Here is a 17,969-nt window from a genome sequence, read left to right as displayed (position 1 = left end):
AATATTGGAAAAGCCAAAAGAAATATGCGAAAATATTGAAAAAGGTAAAAGAAACCCACAAAAAATTTGCAAAAGTGATAAAAATGCCGTACCTTTGCACCAATAAAAACTTAATCCTACTATATGGGACAGAAAATAAAGAAATTTAAAAAGATAAGATTGCACCGCGAAGGTACCGATCAGCTGGTAACCGGAGCGATAGCGTTAGTAGCCATTGCGGCTATATTGTGGACAACCTTAGACAACAAGATTCCGTTCTGGGCTTTTGTTGTTGTGTTCGGTACAGTCTATGGTATCGTGCTCAACTTCTACCGTTGTCCTATCAGATACCTCAACGTAGAGGATACTTCGAATCTGGTAGTAGCACCAGCCGACGGAAAGATTGTGGTGATAGAAGAGGTGGAGAATGCTCCCTACTTCGGTGACCGCCGCCTGATGATTTCCATCTTCATGAGCCTCTGGAATGTTCATGCCAACTGGTTCCCGGTGGATGGTAAGGTGAAATTCGTGAAGCATGTGGACGGCAACTACCACAAGGCATGGCTGCCTAAGGCTAGCGAGGAAAACGAGCATGCCGACGTGATGATTACCACACCTGAGGGAGTGGATGTACTGTGCCGCCAGATTGCCGGTGCAGTAGCACGACGCATCGTAACCTATGCCAAGGAAGGGGAAGAATGCTTCATCGACGAGCACCTGGGATTCATCAAGCTGGGTTCACGCGTGGATGTCTACCTGCCTGTAGGTACAGAAGTATGCGTAAAGATGGGACAGTCAACTACGGGCGACCAGACCGTCATCGCTAAATTGAAATAACATATTGACAGATAGAAAGCAAGCCGGAACTTACTTCCGGCTTTCACTCTATCATAATATACTGTAAAGAAATGAGTATCAAGAAACATATTCCAAACACGATAACCTGCTGCAACCTGGTTTCGGGCTGCATCGCAACATCGTTTGCCTTCGGCGGAAACCCAAAGATGGCATTGTTATGGATTATCATCGGAGCCGTATTCGACTTCTTTGACGGCATGAGCGCCCGCCTGCTGCACGTTTCATCGCCAATAGGCAAGGAGCTCGATTCACTGGCAGATGATGTAACCTTCGGTGTGGCTCCTGCCACCATCGTATTCTCACAGCTCTTTGTGATGGAATATCCGGAGTTTCTGGAGCCTCTGCGCCCATGGTTGCCTTACGCAGCCTTCATCATCGCAGCCTTCTCGGCATTGCGCCTGGCTAAGTTTAATCTTGATGAGCGCCAGACTACCTCTTTCATCGGTGTTCCTACACCAGCCAACGCCCTGTTCTGGGGTTCGCTGATTGTGTTCAATCCAAGCTGGCTCGAAGGATATTCATGGTCGGTATTCATCATTCTGGCTCTGATTCTCATCACCAGCTACCTGCTGGTTTGCGAGATGCCTCTTTTCGCCTTGAAGTTCAAGCAGTGGGGTTTCAAGGGCAATGAGGTGAAATATGGCTTTGCCGCGCTCACCATCATCATCCTCGCTACTTCGGTAGCACTCGATGGTCTGACCGGTTTCCTCACCGGCTGGTGGCTTGTCATCGTGGCATACGTCATCATCTCGGCGATTATTTATCTGAAGAAGACGAAATAGAAGAAATCCCCTTTATTGGGATATTTTGTTTTTAGTTTTGATTAAAAAAATTGTTTCAAAAAAAATGCGGCTAGATGTGAATCCAGTCGCATTTGTTTTTTTCTTTCTGTTGAGAGAGATGATTAGTTGTGTACGAGCGTACCAATCTCCTCACCATCCATCACCTTCTTGAGGTTACCTACAACATCCATATTGAACACGTAGATAGGAAGGTTGTTTTCCTTACACATGGTGGTAGCAGTCAAATCCATTACCTTCAAGCCCTTGGTGTAAATCTCATCATAGGTAATGTCCTTGAACTTGGTAGCTGTAGGATCCTTCTCAGGGTCAGCGGTATAGATACCGTCTACACGGGTACCCTTGAGCATCACGTCAGCCTCGATTTCGATACCACGGAGCGAAGAACCGGTATCGGTAGTGAAGTATGGACTGCCTGTACCTGCAGAGAAGATGCAGATATAGCCTGCCTCCATTGCCTCAATCGCCTTCCACTTGGTGTAGAATTCGCCGATAGGCTCCATGCGGATGGCGGTAAGTACCTTGTTCTTTACGCCCAAGGCTCCGAGCGCGCTGCTCAATGCCAGGGAATTGATAACGGTAGCACACATACCCATCTGGTCGCCCTTGACACGGTCGAAACCCTTCTGGCTTCCGCTCAAACCGCGGAAGATGTTACCACCACCTATCACAATGCCTATCTGAACGCCCATCTCATGGACCTCCTTAATCTGTTTAGCATAATCACTCAGGCGCTCTGGGTCGATGCCGAAGCTCTGCTTACCCATCAGACTCTCGCCGCTCAATTTCAAAAGAATTCTTTTAAACTTTGCCATTTTATTTTAATTTACAATTTACAGTTAACAGTTTATAGGGCGTAGCCTCCTATAAACTATTAACTATTAACTATTAACTATTAACCAGGAACTTAATTTCTCCGAAGGCATACGAGCGTATCACTCCCTTCTTGTCATGAAGGATAAGATGACCATCGTCCTCCACCTCTACGAAAGCACCCTCGAACTTACCGTCCTTATCCTCATACCAATGGTAACCCTTGCGACGGTAGAGCGAAAGATGATAGAGTCCCGACACATCCATATAATCAGCACGACGCAGAAGTTCGTAGTATCTGCAGAAAGCCTCAATCACCTTCTGCAACACCTCTTCCCTATCCACCTCATGCCCCAGAATCTGAGCCAGAGATACAGGGTTGGGCGCATCGCTGTGGAACTCAGTCTGATTGACATCAATGCCGATGCCGAAGATGCAGCGCTTGATGCCCTTAGAGTCGATGACGGTCTCTATCAGCGTGCCACTAATCTTCTTGTCATACCAGTACACATCGTTCGGCCATTTCAGCGTAATGCCGTCCGTATAGGAATCAAGAGCATCCTTCACGGCGAGCGCACCCGCCTCGGAAAGGAGGAACTGCTGGCGCAAAGGTACCCACTTAGGACACATCATCATACTGAAGAGGAGGTTCTTGCCCGGCTCGCTCTCCCAGGTATGCACGCCCTGTCCCCTGCCTGCAGTCTGATAGTCAGCAATGGTAATGGTCAGCGCATCTTCATCGTAAGTACCCAAATTCTTCAGGAAGGCATTCGTGGAATCCACTTCCTTTAATCGTATAATCTTCTTTTCCATGTCTATATAATAATGTATAGCGAAACACAACGGGTTGTCAAATCAGCAACGGGTTGAAGGCATCCACAAGATGTTCGATGCGTATCACCTGATGCCCTACCCCTACCACGGTAACAACATCAAAGCGCAGCTCCCTGTCTACCTGATGTTCCTTGACGTAAGTATTGGCAGCAATTGCCAGATTACGTATCTTCTTGGCATCTACGGCTTCCTCAGGCTGCTGGTATTCTTCACCCGAACGGGTCTTTACTTCTACCACAACCAGCGTCTTTCCATCCGGCGAAACGGCAAGGATATCCAGATCCCGCTTGCCGGCTCTCCAGTCTCTGTCGATAACGACATAGCCTTCATTCTCGAGATAGAGCGTAGCCTCGTCTTCTCCCCATTTGCCTAATTCATTATGCTCTGCCATAGTCTATTTCCTTTATTTTGCACCAAAAGATGCTTTTACCTTGCAAAAATAACAAAAAAAGTCCACACTTCAAACTTTTTTATGTAATTTTGCACGAAAAACAATGGAAGATATCAAGAAAAAAGACGAAACATTCATGCGCCGTGCCCTGATGGAGGCTCAGGCTGCATTCGATGAAGACGAGATTCCGGTAGGCGCCGTCATCGTTTGTAAGGACCGGATTATATCGCGAGCCCACAATCTTACGGAGATGCTGACCGACGTTACGGCTCATGCCGAAATGCAGGCAATCACTTCGGGAGCCAACATGCTGGGAGGAAAATACCTGAAAGACTGCACCCTCTACGTTACGGTAGAGCCTTGCGTGATGTGCGCCGGAGCACTGGGATGGGCACAGATCAGCCGCGTGGTGTATGGTGCCAGCGACGAGAAAAGGGGGTATACAAAATATGCGCCCGATGCACTGCATCCTAAGACGACAGTTACATCGGGCGTATTAGAAGATGAGTGCCGCGCACTCATGCGGGATTTCTTTCAGAGAAAGAGATAATTACTTAACGAGCACTACAAGATACTTGCTGGTGCTCCAGAAAATCTGTGGATTGGTGATGCGGAGTGTATACTGCTTGTTAGCATCACGTACCAGAGCATAAGAACTGGATGGGTGGGTAGTGAGCAACTTAGCCGACTTTGACATCAACTTGATTTCAGAAATGTTGCGGATATCAACCTTGGTGAAATAACTCTTGTTGAAATTGCCGGTCATTACCTTACCACCTTCCATGATATGCTGTTCCTTCAACTCCTTCTTGGTACCGAATACGTACCAGGCTGTATTGAGCTGCTTATCCTGTGCATTGATAGTTTCAGACTTCTGGCTGCTTTCTGTAGTAAGACGAGAGGTCTTGGTATTCAGATTGTTGATAGTCTCATCGAGCGCTGCAATATGAATATCCTTCTTATCCAACTCCTCGCGAAGCGCCTGGAGTTCCTTATCCTTCTGTGCAATCTGCTCCTGAAGGTTTGCGATGGTCTTCTTCAACTGGTCAGCCTGCAAAGAGCTGTTAGCCATCTGCTTCTGCAGTTTAGCCAGAAGTTCGCGGTTCTGCTGCATACGGGTAGCGATGAACTGTACATCCTCCTTAAGCTGCTGTCTCTTGCTGGCACCCTCGCTGTTCTTCAGAATAGTTACTCTGTGTTCAGCCTCACTAATCTGGTTCAAACCGTCCTGGATTTCATTCAATGTACCCATCATATCGTTAATTTCGCTATCTTTCTGAGCGATGATACTATTCAGCGAATCATTCTGCTGATTTGCCAAATTCTGGGTGTTGTTCTTGCCGTTGTTGCAACTGGTCAAGCAAAAAGCAGCTAAACATGCCGCAAATAATAGCTTTTTCATAATCATTTTTCCTTTTTAATGTTTGATTTAAAAAATTATCTTTTCGCGTAAAACGCGTCGCTTCCTATACTTTATTCATTACTGTCTTCATCCCTGCAAGCCCCGTTTTTCTTCTGCCGGCGCTCTTCACGCTTCTTTTCCTTCATCTCTTCCTTGAGCTGTTTGGGATCTTTTCCTGCCAATACGATGACAAATTCGCCTCTTGGTTCTGTCTCCTCAAAATGAGCGATAACCTCGGCAAGCGTACCCCTCACACTCTCCTCGTGGAGTTTGGATATTTCACGACAACAGCTCACCTGTCTGTCATCCCCGAAAACCTCGGCAAACTGCTGCAAAGTTTTCACCACACGATAAGGCGACTCATAGAAAATCATGGTGCGTACCTCATCCTTCAATGATTCAAGATAGGTCTGTCTGCCCTTTTTCTGCGGAATGAATCCTTCGAAACAGAAACGGTCGCATGGCAAGCCCGATGAAACGATGGCAGGAATGCATGCTGTAGGTCCAGGCAAAGTCTGCACCGTAATGCCTGCCTTGGCAGCCTCGCGGGCGAGGTAAAAGCCAGGATCGCTGATACCCGGTGTTCCGGCATCGCTGATCAAGGCGATGGTTTCGCCACCCTTCAGTCGCTCTACGATGGCAGAAGATGTGCCATGTTCGTTAAACTTGTGGTGAGCCACTAATCGATTTTTTATATCGAAATGCTTCAGCAGAACACTCGATGTTCGAGTGTCCTCAGCGAGTACCAAATCCGCTTCTTTCAGTATGCGAATGGCTCGCATTGTCATGTCCTCCATGTTACCAACTGGAGTCGGAACGATGTATAATGTGCCCATACTGTCCGCAAATGTAGTTAATTAATCTTTCTTAGCAAAAAAAAAACGCATTTCTTTGCATTTTTTAAAACCTTATTATTAATTTTGCCCCCGAAATGACAGAAAATCTAATTGGGGAGGCACACCGTCCCGGAAGAATTGAAGTGGTGTGCGGATCGATGTTCTCTGGTAAAACAGAGGAATTAATCCGAAGAATGAAGCGTGCGAAGTTCGCCAAGCAGAAGGTGGAAATCTTTAAGCCTGCGCTTGACACTCGTTACTCCGAGGAAGATGTAGTGAGCCATGACCAAAACTCTATCCGGTCTACTCCTATTGAGTCCTCTGGATCGATACTGCTATTGGCTTCTGATATCGACGTGGTGGGTATCGATGAAGCCCAGTTCCTGGACAATGGTCTCGTGGAGGTATGCAACGAACTTGCCAACCGTGGCGTGAGAGTTATCGTGGCTGGACTGGATATGGACTACAAGGGAGTTCCCTTCGGTCCGATTCCTGCCCTCTGTGCCATCGCCGACGAGGTGACCAAGGTTCATGCCATCTGCGTGAAGTGTGGTTCGGTTGCCTATGTGAGCCACCGGTTGGTCAATAACGACAAGCGGGTGCTTCTGGGCGAGAAAGATGAATACGAGCCACTCTGCAGAGAATGCTACCAGAAGGCGATTCTTAATGAAAAATCATAACAAAAGGATGAAATATGGGAAAGGAGATTACATTTGATAAATTTATAAGATGGGCGGGGGTTACCCTCATCGTTCTGGCCGTGCTCTACATGACCAACTATCTGAGCAGCGTACTGCTGCCATTCTTCATTGCATGGTTTTTCGCTTACCTGCTCTATCCGGTCGTGAAGTTTATCGAAAACAAACTCCACGTCAGAATACGTGCGCTGTCTATCCTCATCGCCATGGGAACGGCAATCGCTGTTATAGGAGGCGTGCTGTGGCTCATCATCCCACCGATGATTGACCAGTTTGACAAACTCGGTGAGGTGTTGACACGATGGCTGCATCAGACGACTCATACCAACAACCTGACGGCGCTGATCAAAGACTGGCTGCAGGCTAACCAGGAACAGATAGAGCATTTTCTGAAAAGCAAGGACTTCAGCGATGCCATCAAGACCACCATGCCTAAGGTCTTCTCGGTAGTCAGCCAGACGGCAACGGTACTGATGAGTATCGTGGCATCGATGATTACCTTATTATATATGTTCTTCATCCTGCTCGATTATGAGACGCTGACAGCCAACTGGGTGAGAATCTTCCCTAAGAAGAACCGTCCGTTCTGGAGTGCGCTGATGAAGGATGTGGAGCGCGAGCTCAACAACTATATCCGTGGCCAGGGACTGGTAGCGCTCTGTATGGGCATCATGTTCTGCATCGGTTTTACCATCATCGGTTTCCCGATGGCGATAGGTCTGGGCATTCTCATCGGCATCATGGACCTGGTTCCATACCTCCATACCTTCGCCCTCATCCCTACGGCATTCCTTGCCATGCTGAAGGCAGCCGACACAGGTCAGAACTTCTGGCTGGTATTCGGTCTGGCTTTTTTGGTGTTCTGTGTGGTACAGGTCATCACCGACATGGTAGTTACCCCGAAGATCATGGGCAAGGCGATGGGATTGAACCCAGCCATTCTTCTCTTGAGTCTCTCGGTTTGGGGTGCACTTTTGGGCTTCCTGGGATTGATTGTAGCCCTTCCGCTCACAACGCTCATCATAGCCTACTGGCAGCGGTATGTAACGAAAGAGAAGCCGCAATATCATGAAGAAATGGGCAAAAATGTCCCGATTTCGGATAAAAATGAAGAAAATCAGTAAAAATATGGCAAAATATTTGGTTATTTCAGATTTTTGCCGTACCTTTGCACTCGCTTTTGAAACATAAAGCAGAAGATTGACTCGCTAGCTCAGCTGGTAGAGCACAACACTTTTAATGTTGGGGTCATGGGTTCGAGCCCCATGCGAGTCACACCAATATATTATTGAAGTTTATCTGTAATAGAGACTTTAATATACAGTTGATTGAAAATCAGATAGTTACGAGAATTTAACTATAATAGTTTATTCCGTTCTATCTGATTTTTTTGCATTAAAGGCAAATAAAACGCTGAAAGTTTGACTTATGAGTTTGACATTTAGTTTGCCTTTTTCTGCTTATCTCATTTAAGAACCATAAAATTATATCGTTTATGGTACAAATTACAATTAAAAACGTATCTTTTAAGGTACACAAAGCAACACAAAGTGTTAACGTATTCGTTTATAACCCTAACTTTGCAAAGGGCGATACAGGTAGCAAAACCGTGCGTAAAGCCCTTAAATTCTTCTGGGGTACAAATTACCGTCTGCAAACTGACGTGGCTTTCTGGAATGCAGAAACAAGCCGTTTCCTAACTGCATTTAAGAAATTGCCTGTTGTTACTGCTACGGAAGACAACAAACAGTTAGATGAACTTGCAAGACAGTTCAAGACAGTTCTGGAAGCCGTACCGTGCTACACTCCAGAAGATTTCTTTAATGCCTACAAAGCTAGCTTAAACGTTGAGGCTGCAAGCGTTCAAACGGTTCTGGGATATGCCATTTATTACCGTGATTTATGGAAGTCTGGGAAAATGCGAGAAAAGGGAAGCCGTAATTACACCAATTACGATAAACTTATTCATAAGTTACAGGGAACAGTAAAGGGCGTTAAAATGCCGTGGGCAAATGGTGTTAGTAAATTCGCCAACATGCCTATAGCCAACGTTGACGATGAAGTATTTAAAGAGTTCTGCAAGTTTGTTAGAGATAATTTTCCAAATGACTACGATAACAACGTTAAACGCTTTAGGGCTGTAGTTTACCATTATCAGCAGAAAGAAAACGATAACCCTAGCTTTAAGTTTGGTTTCCGCTTGTCTGCTTACCTTCCAGAATGCCAGAAGAAGAAAAACAAGACAGGCAAACGTACCTTAACACAAAAGGAATTTAACGAGCTGAAAGCGTTTAATGTTGACCTCATTCATCCGAAAATGAAACATGAGGATAAACAACTTTGCATTGATATGCTTCTGTTACAATATTATTTGGCATCTCGCCCTGTTGATATTCTGCAAATGAGAATAGAAGATATAAAGCTAGATAGCGATACAGGGCTTTATGCGTGGTTCTATTGTCCAGAAAAGAAAAAAAACTACGATACAGACTCCAGAAATACGCCTGTTTGGTTAGCCAAAGAACCTTTGGCAATCATCCAGAAGTACAAAGGAACTCGCAAATCTGGGTATTTGTTGCCGTTTAGCTGCAACGTTAACGTAAGAACAGACATTAACAAGCGATTGTTAGACTTGTCTAAAGCTAGAGAAAAGGTAAACCGATTCTTTAAGTCTGTATGTGCAAATCTGGGGTGGTCTGACATAAACGTAACAACGTACACTATGAGGCGTACAATAATAACCAATATGGCTATTATTAACCCTAACAAAGAAGAAGTTTCTGCAATCGCTAAAACATCAGTCCACAACATACAGGAAGTTTACACTGACAAACGACAAATAACCAGAAACATAAGATTGGATAATTATTATATGTAGTTTAAAGCAATCTGGGGTAAACCTAACAAAGGTTTCTCCAGATTCTAATTTAAAACAAAAGATATGAAACAGAAGAAGATACTTATTTTTAATAAGCATAAGAAATTGGTTCTTGTGGCTTGTTCCATTAATGAGGCTGCAAGATACGCAAACGTACCCCCTAGTAACGTTTCTGCTGCCTGTAAGGGCGTTCTTATTAGTGTTGGTAACTACTATTACCGTTACCTAAAAGAAAACGTCTTTACAGGCTTAGAATACGTTCTTGGAGATATGACAGTACAGGAATACGACCGCACTATAGGACATTTTCGCCCTGTTTACAAAGATTCCAGAATGAACCGTAAAGGATGGAAGTACAACAAAGCAAATTTGCACGTTGAAAGCGAGATTATAAAACACTGCAAATATAAGGTTTCTGTTTGTTCTTCTTCTGGGGTGGAATATGCTAGTTATGAGTTTGAGGCATACAAAAACAACTTTGCAAACGTTCTGGGAACTGTAAAGGCACTTAATAACAAGAAGATTCTGGAAGAGTTTAAAGAAACTATGAAAGCGATGAAAACAATATACTGCAAAGATTCTGGAATGCCAGAAAGCGAGTTTTCATCCTGTTGTGACGATGAGATAACAATTTAATAAAGTTGTGGAAAAATTCACCTAACTTTATGCAGCATACAAGAAGTTGTGTGAAAAATTCACCAAACTAGTTGTTGACTGCTAAATTTTTGAGCAGTCGTTCTTGTTGACTGCTAAATTTTTGAGCAGTCGTTCTTGTTAGCCTCAAAAATAAAAGCCTCAGCAAATACTTTGTGGTATCTGTTGAGGCTTCTTTGTTCCCTGTTACTTGTCTGGGGGTTTTACTATAAAATCAGTAAAAGCCCTAATTCCTTTTTAATTGTCTGGGTGATTGATTGGAAGCCCTTTTGCATCCAGATAGGTTAAAAGGATTCCTATTGCATCCGCTTCATCATCCGCTTTTTCTGATTCCAGATTATAACCTAAATGGGTTACACGATTAATCATTCTTTGCTTGTCTTCGCTTCTCTCATACTTTGTGTGCATTCTGGGTATCATAAAACGCTTTACCATAAGGGGATTTATGAAACATACCTCTGGAAGCCCATTTCTTTCGTTTCTATCCTCTAACACACCGTGCAATTTTGCGAGTACATAAAATGCCTTATCTTTCGTTCTGGAATGCTCTCTAAAAATATCTTCTGCCACTATCTGGGTTATTCCGTGCTTGTCTATCACCTTTTGCGCCCACTTGCTATAATCATAACAACGTCTTGTTGGTCTAAAACGCTCTGTGCCGTGTTCTATGATTTTGCCGTTCTTATATACTGCGTACCCTGTTTTTGTCGCTCCGTCTATTGCTAATATTATGTTATCCTTTTGCGCCTTTTTAGTACTGTTTACCATTGTACTTTATACCTTTTGTATTCCTTTTATAATATATTTGTTAGACAAATATATATTATAAAGGGCTTTTATTCGTAAAATCTAGATTTAACTGATTTTCAGCTACTTATCATTTTCTGTATATTGAAAGAATTTTCTACTTAACTGTCTGTAGTGTTGAAAATTCTTTCAATACTAATTTAAGTTTGTGTAGAAAGAATTTTCACGTTATGTTGAAAGACTTTTCTACATAAGCCCCCAATCTGCTAATTGTGGGTAATCGTCTAATAAATCGTCTAAGTCTTTTTTTATCTTTTTACTATTTGGTACGTATCTGGATTTATCTCTGCCCTTTCTTATTTCTCCTGTGCCATTATCCAGACTTTTACCTTTCGTGCCTTTATCCAGACTTTTATCTTTTGTAGTAATAGCTTCTTTATTAATACGTATTATCAGCCCTTTATCTAAAAGCGATTGTATTGCATTATATACAGTTCTTTTTGTTACCCCCATTATTTCAGCCAAACCATCATACGATATTGACGTTTCCTTTTTCTTTTCGCTTTTCTGAAACGTAAGTACTGCCCTATTATATACATCTATAATAATTCGCAATATGGTGGATTCGTTATCGTTTAATTTGTACTTTTTTAAAACTACAGAAAGACATACATTTGTTTTTGTCCAACTTGCATCATCATTAAATATTGCGTCTTTATTACTTACTACCATTTAACACACTGTTTACTTTTTCTACATTGATAGTAATAACCCATTTCTTTGGGCTTGCTTTATCAATTGTAAGATAGCCAAAATCGTGAAGTCTTTTTGTATAGTTCAACACGTTTGTAGTACTTGTACCATATAACAAAGCTATATCAGACATTGAAACACGATTAATCACACTACCGTATTTCTCAATTAAAAATGAAACGAAAGCTAAATGTTGCTTTCTTACTTTGATTCCAATATTCATATTATTATTCTTTTTAAATTAGTTACTATATCTCTCCCCCCTTTTTACGTTAGAATAGTAAAATAAAGATAGAAAAAGTTTATTATCTCAATAACTTTTTGTATCTTTGCCCCTGTAAACTAAATACATTTGAGATATGGCAATAATAGGCTTTATTATATTTATTCTGGTGGTTATCGGTATTTGTTCTAACCCTTATGGGAATGGTGGGGGAACTCACGACCATTCTAACGAAACAGAATAACCCCAATATCACACGATTCAATATAATAGGTTTATCGCCCTGTTTGGCAATCTGGAAGCCTCAGCAAATACAGGGCGATAAATCTACCTAAATTATTGTGCCCTTTGTATTCGCCAAATCTGGCGAAAACCCCCATAAACAAAGGGATTCTATGAGTTTTAGGCTACCAGACAGAAATATATTAAAAGCAACACTTTTGTACACGTATTTAATTATGTATCAACATATTACGTATTTTTAGTGTTAGTAATCAGCCAATAAAAAACGAGACTCAAAAATCAGCCCTTAATATATACGTGCCATCCGCACCAAAAGAGACCCCCATACCGTTTTTTTTTGCTTTTATATGTAATAAGGAAACCGACTCAATTTTTGAACAGTGGAGTTGTTTGACTGCTCAAATGCTTGTTTGTCCTGTTTGCTTTTTGATTCTGGTAAAAGGCAAACACACCTTATTATAATGGGATTCCAGAAATTAACTTTTTTTATCTGGAAGCCTCAACAAAAAGTTTGCCTTTTATGATTCGTTATCGAACTTTTTGCCTACCTTTGCACCTACAAAATAACAACGTTCTTTGAATGAGTTTGATAGAAAAGTTTGCCTTTTTAATCGGGTGATTTTGTAAATCTCTGATTATCAGTCAACAAAGATATTTTTGTGTGCTCCCCATGCGAGTCACAGATCTTCAAGAAAAAGGCTTTCCATTACGGAAAGCCTTTTTTTTGTTATTAAAACATTTCAGCCTTAGCCTCTACCCTCTTCTCAACATCATCCGGAAGCTGAGGGAAGAAATCATAGCCGGTGATACGCTCCACTTCATCTACTGAATTTACGAATTCCGTCTTCTTTCTGCCTTTCTGCGACTGGTTACGGCAGATAAAGCCGACGGCTTGCGGATTCTTGCCCGTATGAAGAACCACCTTGAAGAAGGCATCAGGCACTACCACCTTGTTCTTACCCAACTTGCGATGCTCCTTATTCAGAAATATCGGTCCGCAGACAATATAAACCTTGCCATACTGCTTCGCCCAGTTGCGGCACTGCTGCTCTATCGTGTTCCATACCCCCGCATTCAGACTGTGGTTCTGCGGACACATATTGGTCATCAGGAAACATTCATCCATCGCCTGCTGACTCCATTTGTTGTCACCAGCCGGACACATGTGTCCCCTATCCAATCCACTGTTGTAATAATCTGCCAAAGTACCCACGGGTGCCGGCATCTCCTCATCATCAGCAAACTTACCGCGCGGCAACTTACCAGATGCATGCTCCCCCGTCAGCACCCAGGCTACCCAATTCGGCTGTCGCGTATCATGATTATAAGATACCGTATAAGCCAACCGATGCTTGATGGTCTCAGATACCTTTACCTTAGATACCGGAATCTCCAGCCCCTGCGCCTCCAGATTCGCACCCTCTCCAGCAGTTTCCTGCTTGTTCTCTGCAGACGGTTCATCGCCCGCAGCATCAGCAGCCTCCTGCTTATTCTCCTTTACAACAAGTGCCTGATCTTCTGTTGCCAGCGAAGAAACCTTCGGCAAGACAGAAAACGCCACAACTGCGGCAATCGCCAACAGCCAAATCTTAAATGTACCTACTTTCTTTTTCATATCAGATTCATCATTATTTCATTTTCCGTAATTCAAGTTTCGCAAGTTTTGTCCCATACGCCCTGAAAGGGCAGAAGCCCCTAGCCCAGGGCATCGCCCTGGGTAATTACAGGGCGACTTACTGATTGCCATTATACCCAGGGCGAAGCCCTGGGCTAGGAGCTTTTGGGCCTTCAGCCCGTTCTTGAACCACATGCGAAAGTTCAGTCTCATGAGACTAACAGTCTACACTATTCATTCCGCTTTTCAGGTGAAGAACCACCAAAATCTCCACAAAAGTAGTATTTTTATGCGAAAAAGAGAAAGAAAATCATAAATTTCTTGCGCATTTCAAAATAAAACACTAACTTTGCATCGCTATGTAGGACAAACCTAGACTTAACACAGTAAAAAGCTCAAACGTCTAAGAACTGAAAGTCAGAGGTTACGATACATTGGCAAAAGTGCTCTATGAAATGGACAAGTGAAGGACATTAACAGAGATTAACAAAAAGTGATGCAAGTTTCCCGCCTTTTCTTGTTTTATACAAGGACTGAAGAGCCTCGGGCAACCATATCGGGGTACATTTAGGCTGAGAAATATGAGAAAATAAGAATCAAAACATAATAGAAAAATGAAAAAAATCAAATTATTCTCAATTGCAGCTGCCTTCGTTGCAGCTTTCGCATTCACTTCTTGTAATACAGGCGATGATAACAACAGCTATTATCAGCCGCTCACACAAGCAGAAAAGCAGACCTGCTATTTTAAGACAGCAGGTAGCCGCATGAGCAAACTCGCTTATATGAGCGACGAGCATGTTACAGAAAAAGACGGCAAAAAGGAATATTACGACACCTTAAATGTCTCTACATCTATCTACGGAGATGGCAAAGACACTGTAATGACTGTAAACAACTTCCCTGTAAAGATCTTCGCCCGTTACATTCCTGAAAATGCTGAAATGAAAGACCTGAAGGAAGCATTGAAGAAATACGAGATGCCGGTTAACTTCAAGAGTATTGTATACTACTATTCAGTTACACCAGTTATCCAGTTCATGCTCTTCCCAGATGCTATTTCTGTAAATCTGAAGTATGGTGGTGCTACACATAAGGTTAAGTTCTATTGCTATTCTAGCGGAAACAGCCGATATACTTTCGGACAAGTTACCCAGGATAAAGGCAAGGTTGAAGCTTATTTGGTTGTTTATGGTTACGAAGTTGATCCAAAGGATGAGAAGAAACCAAATCCTACAGCATTCAACTTTAATATGGCAGGAACCCAGTTGTCAAATGGAACACAGATTAAGTTCTTCGAGCCATAAAGCTCAGAGCAAAAGAAATAAAGAAGTAAGAAACTTACACTTACAAATATATATATGTTAATACTCTCTTAAAAATTAAACAAAAAAGAAAACTATTAGAGGCGCAGTCTTCGTGAGAAGATTGCGCCTTGTTGCATTTATACAAAGAACGCTTTTATTACTCATGAAAGTTCAGTTGAAAATCTTGCGAAACACTTTATTATTTGTTTTTTTATTAATATTTTAAGAACTTTTTCCTTTTTCTGAAATTATTATTGTACTTTTGCAAGCGCATACATTATAATAATGTATAGCAAAGATAGAAAACATAAGACAAGAAACGTATGGATTCATTATTTCTATTACAGTTTGCATGTTTCATATTCATGCTCATCAATGCCTTCATCGTGGCTGTCTCTCATCTGCATGTAAGATGGGAGAACAAGCGGTATGAGCGTTCACGATTGCTCATTGTTGTTGCCATGATAGGACTGGCGATACAATATGTGATACAGATGGCTTTCGGCTTCCGTGCTGCCGACGACATTCTGGGGGCAGTCATCAATATCCTCATCTATACCCCCTGCTTCTCGCTCATCGCTATAGCCATCTATAACATCGAGACTACACGAGCCAACCGCAGGAAGATGAACCTTGTATGTGGCGGCATTTATGCAGCCATCCTCGTGGTCTTCTGGGTGGGCACCAATCTCCATCACAGCCTGTATATCAAGGAAGGACTTTATATGATGCTTGCCCTGTTCTGCATGAGTGTAGCCTACAGCATATCCATGATTGTGCGTGAGATGATCAGACGCAAGAAGATGCTGGAGACAATGGCAGCTACCGATATGTTGCCCTACGTGAGATATTCGCGTGCCAGTGTCTTCATTCTGTGCCTTTCAATTCTCATCATGCCGGCAGCTATCTTTTCCACCACCTTATTGTTTATCATAGGTCCGTTGGTATTGTTTGCCCTGCTGTTCTTCAATCTTACGTTTATCGCTCTCGGCGGCAGCTATATCCCTACCGAAGAACTCCTGGATAAAGAAGAGGAAGACAAAGACTTGGCTGGGACTGGATATAGCAATGGGAAAGCACATTCTGACAGAGTTCAGAGTCCTGCTGATTACAGTACAGAGTCTTTACAGCCGCTATCCGATGAGCACAGAGATTTCATCCAGAAAAGTCTTGATGCATGGTGCGCCAATTCGGGCTATAAGGACTGTACTGTGAACATGCTTACCCTCTCCCGCACACTTTCCATCCCTAAGGGTGAGTTATCAGCATACTTCGACCAGTATCTGAAAACCACATTCAGAATATGGCTCGGTGACATACGTTTCAATGCGGCAAAGAAGATGATGCAGGAATATCCAGACTATAGTAATGACATCATTTCTGCCGAATGTGGATTCTCTGCCCGCACCTATCTGTACCGCATTTTCAAGTTAAAGGAAGGTTGTACTCCTACCGAATGGCGGGAGAAAATGGCTGAAAATCATTCGTATTGAATAAAACTGCAATGAAAAACTTGAACCGCTCCTTCTAGGGAACATAAATGAAATAATAAAAATGGAATCCATTATAAAGTATTATCAGGTCGCCCATGTCGGGTTCAGTCTTTCTTATCCTGATTACTGTCAGGAGGTTATGACAACTTTGCTGGAGGCTTATCAGGCTTTTGAATGCGATGGGCATGTCGCATCTTCTGCCCGAACCTCCTTCACGCTTACCTTGTCAGAAAGCGGGGAAGAACTGAGGAAACCTGCCGGTTTCAGGGAGGAATGCAGACAGGATGAGGAGGGACAGCTCATTATCAGCGGTAGTCTGGGGGATACGCAGAAGGCGTTTCTGATGGCGATGACTGATCTGAAATCGATGCTGATTACCGATCTTGATTATCAGCATTCCAATCTTCTGGTCCCTGCTGGCGTCTTCAGTCAGAAGTCGGCTTTCGGTGCCATCAAGGCAACTGTTGATACCTCGCTGATGCTGCTCTATGCCATGCGTTCTGCAGGTAATGATACACTCCTGTTTCACTCTTCTACCATAGTAAAAGAGGGTAAGGCTTATCTCTTCCTGGGTAAGAGCGGAACGGGTAAGAGTACGCATTCCGGTCTGTGGCTCAGGCATATAGCAGGAACCCGACTGCTCAATGATGACAACCCGGTGGTTTATGTAGCGCCAGAAGGAACGCTCATGGTGAGTGGCTCTCCTTGGAGCGGAAAGACGCCTTGCTATAAGAACGAGGAATATCCGATCGGGGCAATTGTCCAGTTGCGTCAGGCACCCGCCAACAGCATCAGGAAACAGACCGTCATAGAGGCTTACGTGTCTATCAAGTCTTCAGTTTCCGGTAAGGCTTGGGAGAATAATATTGCTGACGGTCAGCATCATACGATAGAGAAGATTATCGGTGGAACCCGGCTTTATCAGCTCGACTGTCTTCCCGATACCGGTGCAGCCCTCCTTTGCTGTCAGACCATCAGTCAGTAAAAACAATCATACAACAGAAAGATGAATACATCCGATTCAAAATATAAGGCAATAGCCGCGCTTGAACAATTCATCCGTGAAGGTCGTCCTGTCAAGTTTCCAGTCAAGGGAACCAGCATGCTTCCCTTTATCGTAGGAGATAGAGATTGTGTTGAATTCTATCCGGTAGAAGGTGAGTTGAAGGTGGGCGATATTGTGATGGCGAGGGTAGAAGAAGGCTATCCGGTGGTTCATCGCATCATCGGAATAGAGCCTGTTGCAGGAGATGCTTCCTCTGCATCCTCTTCAGCAGATGATAGTCGTATCATACTGACGGGTGATGGGAATCTCGGCTTTAAGGAGCATTGCCGGCGCAAGGATGTCATTGCGAAGGCGCATGCTGTCATCAGACCCGATGGCAGCCGTAAGAGTCTCATCTCGCAGAAAGCGCTCAGAAACTGGCACAGATGGCAGAGGTTGA

At 43.3% G+C, this 17,969-nt stretch carries 20 protein-coding genes and 1 tRNA gene; 12 read left to right on the top strand and 9 right to left on the bottom strand.

Translation table 11 applies throughout. The features are described 5' to 3' along the window. Positions 1-123: 123 nt before the first annotated feature. Both KSW37_RS10380 and pssA read left to right on the top strand, forming a co-directional pair. Positions 124-816: a phosphatidylserine decarboxylase family protein gene (locus tag KSW37_RS10380; protein ID WP_217314405.1), complete on the top strand. Its 693-nt coding sequence runs from the start codon at positions 124-126 to the stop codon at positions 814-816. Between the two features lie 71 nt (positions 817-887). Further along, positions 888-1,619: a CDP-diacylglycerol--serine O-phosphatidyltransferase gene (pssA, locus tag KSW37_RS10375; protein WP_217314404.1), complete on the top strand. Its 732-nt coding sequence runs from the start codon at positions 888-890 to the stop codon at positions 1,617-1,619. Between the two features lie 122 nt (positions 1,620-1,741). Here pssA and pyrH read toward each other — a convergent pair whose 3' ends face one another. The 3 genes from pyrH to KSW37_RS10360 all read right to left on the bottom strand — a co-directional run bounded on the left by pyrH (position 1,742) and on the right by KSW37_RS10360 (position 3,675). Continuing rightward, the gene (pyrH, locus tag KSW37_RS10370) at positions 1,742-2,452 is read right to left on the bottom strand and encodes a UMP kinase (protein WP_006847854.1); all 711 of its coding nucleotides are present in this window, start codon (positions 2,450-2,452) and stop codon (positions 1,742-1,744) included. Positions 2,453-2,525: 73 nt separating this feature from the next. Next, positions 2,526-3,263 (bottom strand): biotin--[acetyl-CoA-carboxylase] ligase, encoded by a 738-nt coding sequence (locus KSW37_RS10365; RefSeq protein WP_217314403.1) that lies wholly within the window; start codon positions 3,261-3,263, stop codon positions 2,526-2,528. A 37-nt stretch (positions 3,264-3,300) separates the two neighbouring features. After that, positions 3,301-3,675, bottom strand: a complete 375-nt coding sequence (locus KSW37_RS10360; protein WP_217314402.1) for a YraN family protein — start codon at positions 3,673-3,675, stop codon at positions 3,301-3,303. A 103-nt stretch (positions 3,676-3,778) separates the two neighbouring features. On the opposite strand from KSW37_RS10360, the gene KSW37_RS10355 reads away from it, so the two are divergent. After that, positions 3,779-4,225, top strand: a complete 447-nt coding sequence (locus tag KSW37_RS10355; protein ID WP_217314401.1) for a nucleoside deaminase — start codon at positions 3,779-3,781, stop codon at positions 4,223-4,225. On the opposite strand, the gene KSW37_RS10350 is transcribed toward KSW37_RS10355, so the two are convergent. Together KSW37_RS10350 and rsmI are read right to left on the bottom strand one after the other, a co-directional pair. Beyond that, complete coding sequence (locus KSW37_RS10350; RefSeq protein ID WP_217314400.1) at positions 4,226-5,077, bottom strand: hypothetical protein; 852 nt, start codon at positions 5,075-5,077, stop codon at positions 4,226-4,228. 71 nt (positions 5,078-5,148) lie between these two features. After that, positions 5,149-5,913, bottom strand: coding sequence for a 16S rRNA (cytidine(1402)-2'-O)-methyltransferase (gene rsmI, locus KSW37_RS10345; protein WP_217314399.1), 765 nt, complete (start codon positions 5,911-5,913; stop codon positions 5,149-5,151). Between the two features lie 95 nt (positions 5,914-6,008). On the opposite strand from rsmI, the gene KSW37_RS10340 reads away from it, so the two are divergent. The 5 genes from KSW37_RS10340 (at position 6,009) to KSW37_RS10320 (ending at position 10,125) form a co-directional block, all read left to right on the top strand. Then, complete coding sequence (locus KSW37_RS10340) at positions 6,009-6,593, top strand: thymidine kinase (protein WP_217314398.1); 585 nt, start codon at positions 6,009-6,011, stop codon at positions 6,591-6,593. Positions 6,594-6,607: 14 nt separating this feature from the next. Next, on the top strand, positions 6,608-7,735 hold the full coding sequence (locus tag KSW37_RS10335; protein ID WP_217314397.1) for an AI-2E family transporter: 1,128 nt from the start codon (positions 6,608-6,610) through the stop codon (positions 7,733-7,735). A gap of 78 nt (positions 7,736-7,813) precedes the next feature. After that, positions 7,814-7,886: transfer RNA gene (locus KSW37_RS10330), tRNA-Lys, on the top strand. A gap of 220 nt (positions 7,887-8,106) precedes the next feature. Continuing rightward, on the top strand, positions 8,107-9,489 hold the full coding sequence (locus tag KSW37_RS10325) for a hypothetical protein (RefSeq protein WP_217314396.1): 1,383 nt from the start codon (positions 8,107-8,109) through the stop codon (positions 9,487-9,489). A gap of 63 nt (positions 9,490-9,552) precedes the next feature. Then, on the top strand, positions 9,553-10,125 hold the full coding sequence (locus KSW37_RS10320) for a hypothetical protein (protein ID WP_217314395.1): 573 nt from the start codon (positions 9,553-9,555) through the stop codon (positions 10,123-10,125). 255 nt (positions 10,126-10,380) lie between these two features. Here the strand turns inward: KSW37_RS10320 and KSW37_RS10315 are convergent, their stop codons facing one another. From KSW37_RS10315 to KSW37_RS10300, 4 genes are all read right to left on the bottom strand, one after another. Continuing rightward, positions 10,381-10,911: a hypothetical protein gene (locus tag KSW37_RS10315; protein WP_217314394.1), complete on the bottom strand. Its 531-nt coding sequence runs from the start codon at positions 10,909-10,911 to the stop codon at positions 10,381-10,383. A gap of 225 nt (positions 10,912-11,136) precedes the next feature. Next, positions 11,137-11,622, bottom strand: coding sequence for an HTH domain-containing protein (locus tag KSW37_RS10310; RefSeq protein ID WP_217314393.1), 486 nt, complete (start codon positions 11,620-11,622; stop codon positions 11,137-11,139). After that, a complete protein-coding gene (locus KSW37_RS10305; protein WP_217314392.1) occupies positions 11,609-11,866 on the bottom strand; it encodes a hypothetical protein in 258 nt (85 codons plus the stop codon). The genes KSW37_RS10310 and KSW37_RS10305 overlap by 14 nt, the downstream gene beginning before the upstream one ends. A gap of 973 nt (positions 11,867-12,839) precedes the next feature. Further along, complete coding sequence (locus tag KSW37_RS10300) at positions 12,840-13,724, bottom strand: DNA/RNA non-specific endonuclease (RefSeq protein ID WP_217314391.1); 885 nt, start codon at positions 13,722-13,724, stop codon at positions 12,840-12,842. Between the two features lie 614 nt (positions 13,725-14,338). Here KSW37_RS10300 and KSW37_RS10295 point away from each other — a divergent pair. The 4 genes from KSW37_RS10295 to KSW37_RS10275 all read left to right on the top strand — a co-directional run. Then, a complete protein-coding gene (locus KSW37_RS10295; RefSeq protein WP_217314390.1) occupies positions 14,339-15,031 on the top strand; it encodes a DUF4840 domain-containing protein in 693 nt (230 codons plus the stop codon). Between the two features lie 323 nt (positions 15,032-15,354). Continuing rightward, a complete protein-coding gene (locus tag KSW37_RS16020) occupies positions 15,355-16,524 on the top strand; it encodes a helix-turn-helix domain-containing protein (RefSeq protein ID WP_254368619.1) in 1,170 nt (389 codons plus the stop codon). A gap of 61 nt (positions 16,525-16,585) precedes the next feature. Continuing rightward, positions 16,586-17,509 (top strand): hypothetical protein, encoded by a 924-nt coding sequence (locus tag KSW37_RS10280; protein WP_217314389.1) that lies wholly within the window; start codon positions 16,586-16,588, stop codon positions 17,507-17,509. A gap of 21 nt (positions 17,510-17,530) precedes the next feature. Next, positions 17,531-17,969: S24/S26 family peptidase (locus KSW37_RS10275; RefSeq protein WP_217314388.1), on the top strand; the 439-nt coding region annotated here is incomplete at its 3' end.

The sequence above is a fragment of the Segatella copri genome (assembly GCF_019127135.1).
Classification (GTDB): Bacteria; Bacteroidota; Bacteroidia; order Bacteroidales; family Bacteroidaceae; genus Prevotella.
Note: the sequence above shows the minus strand (reverse complement) of the source record. Positions and strands in the feature narration are given on the sequence as shown.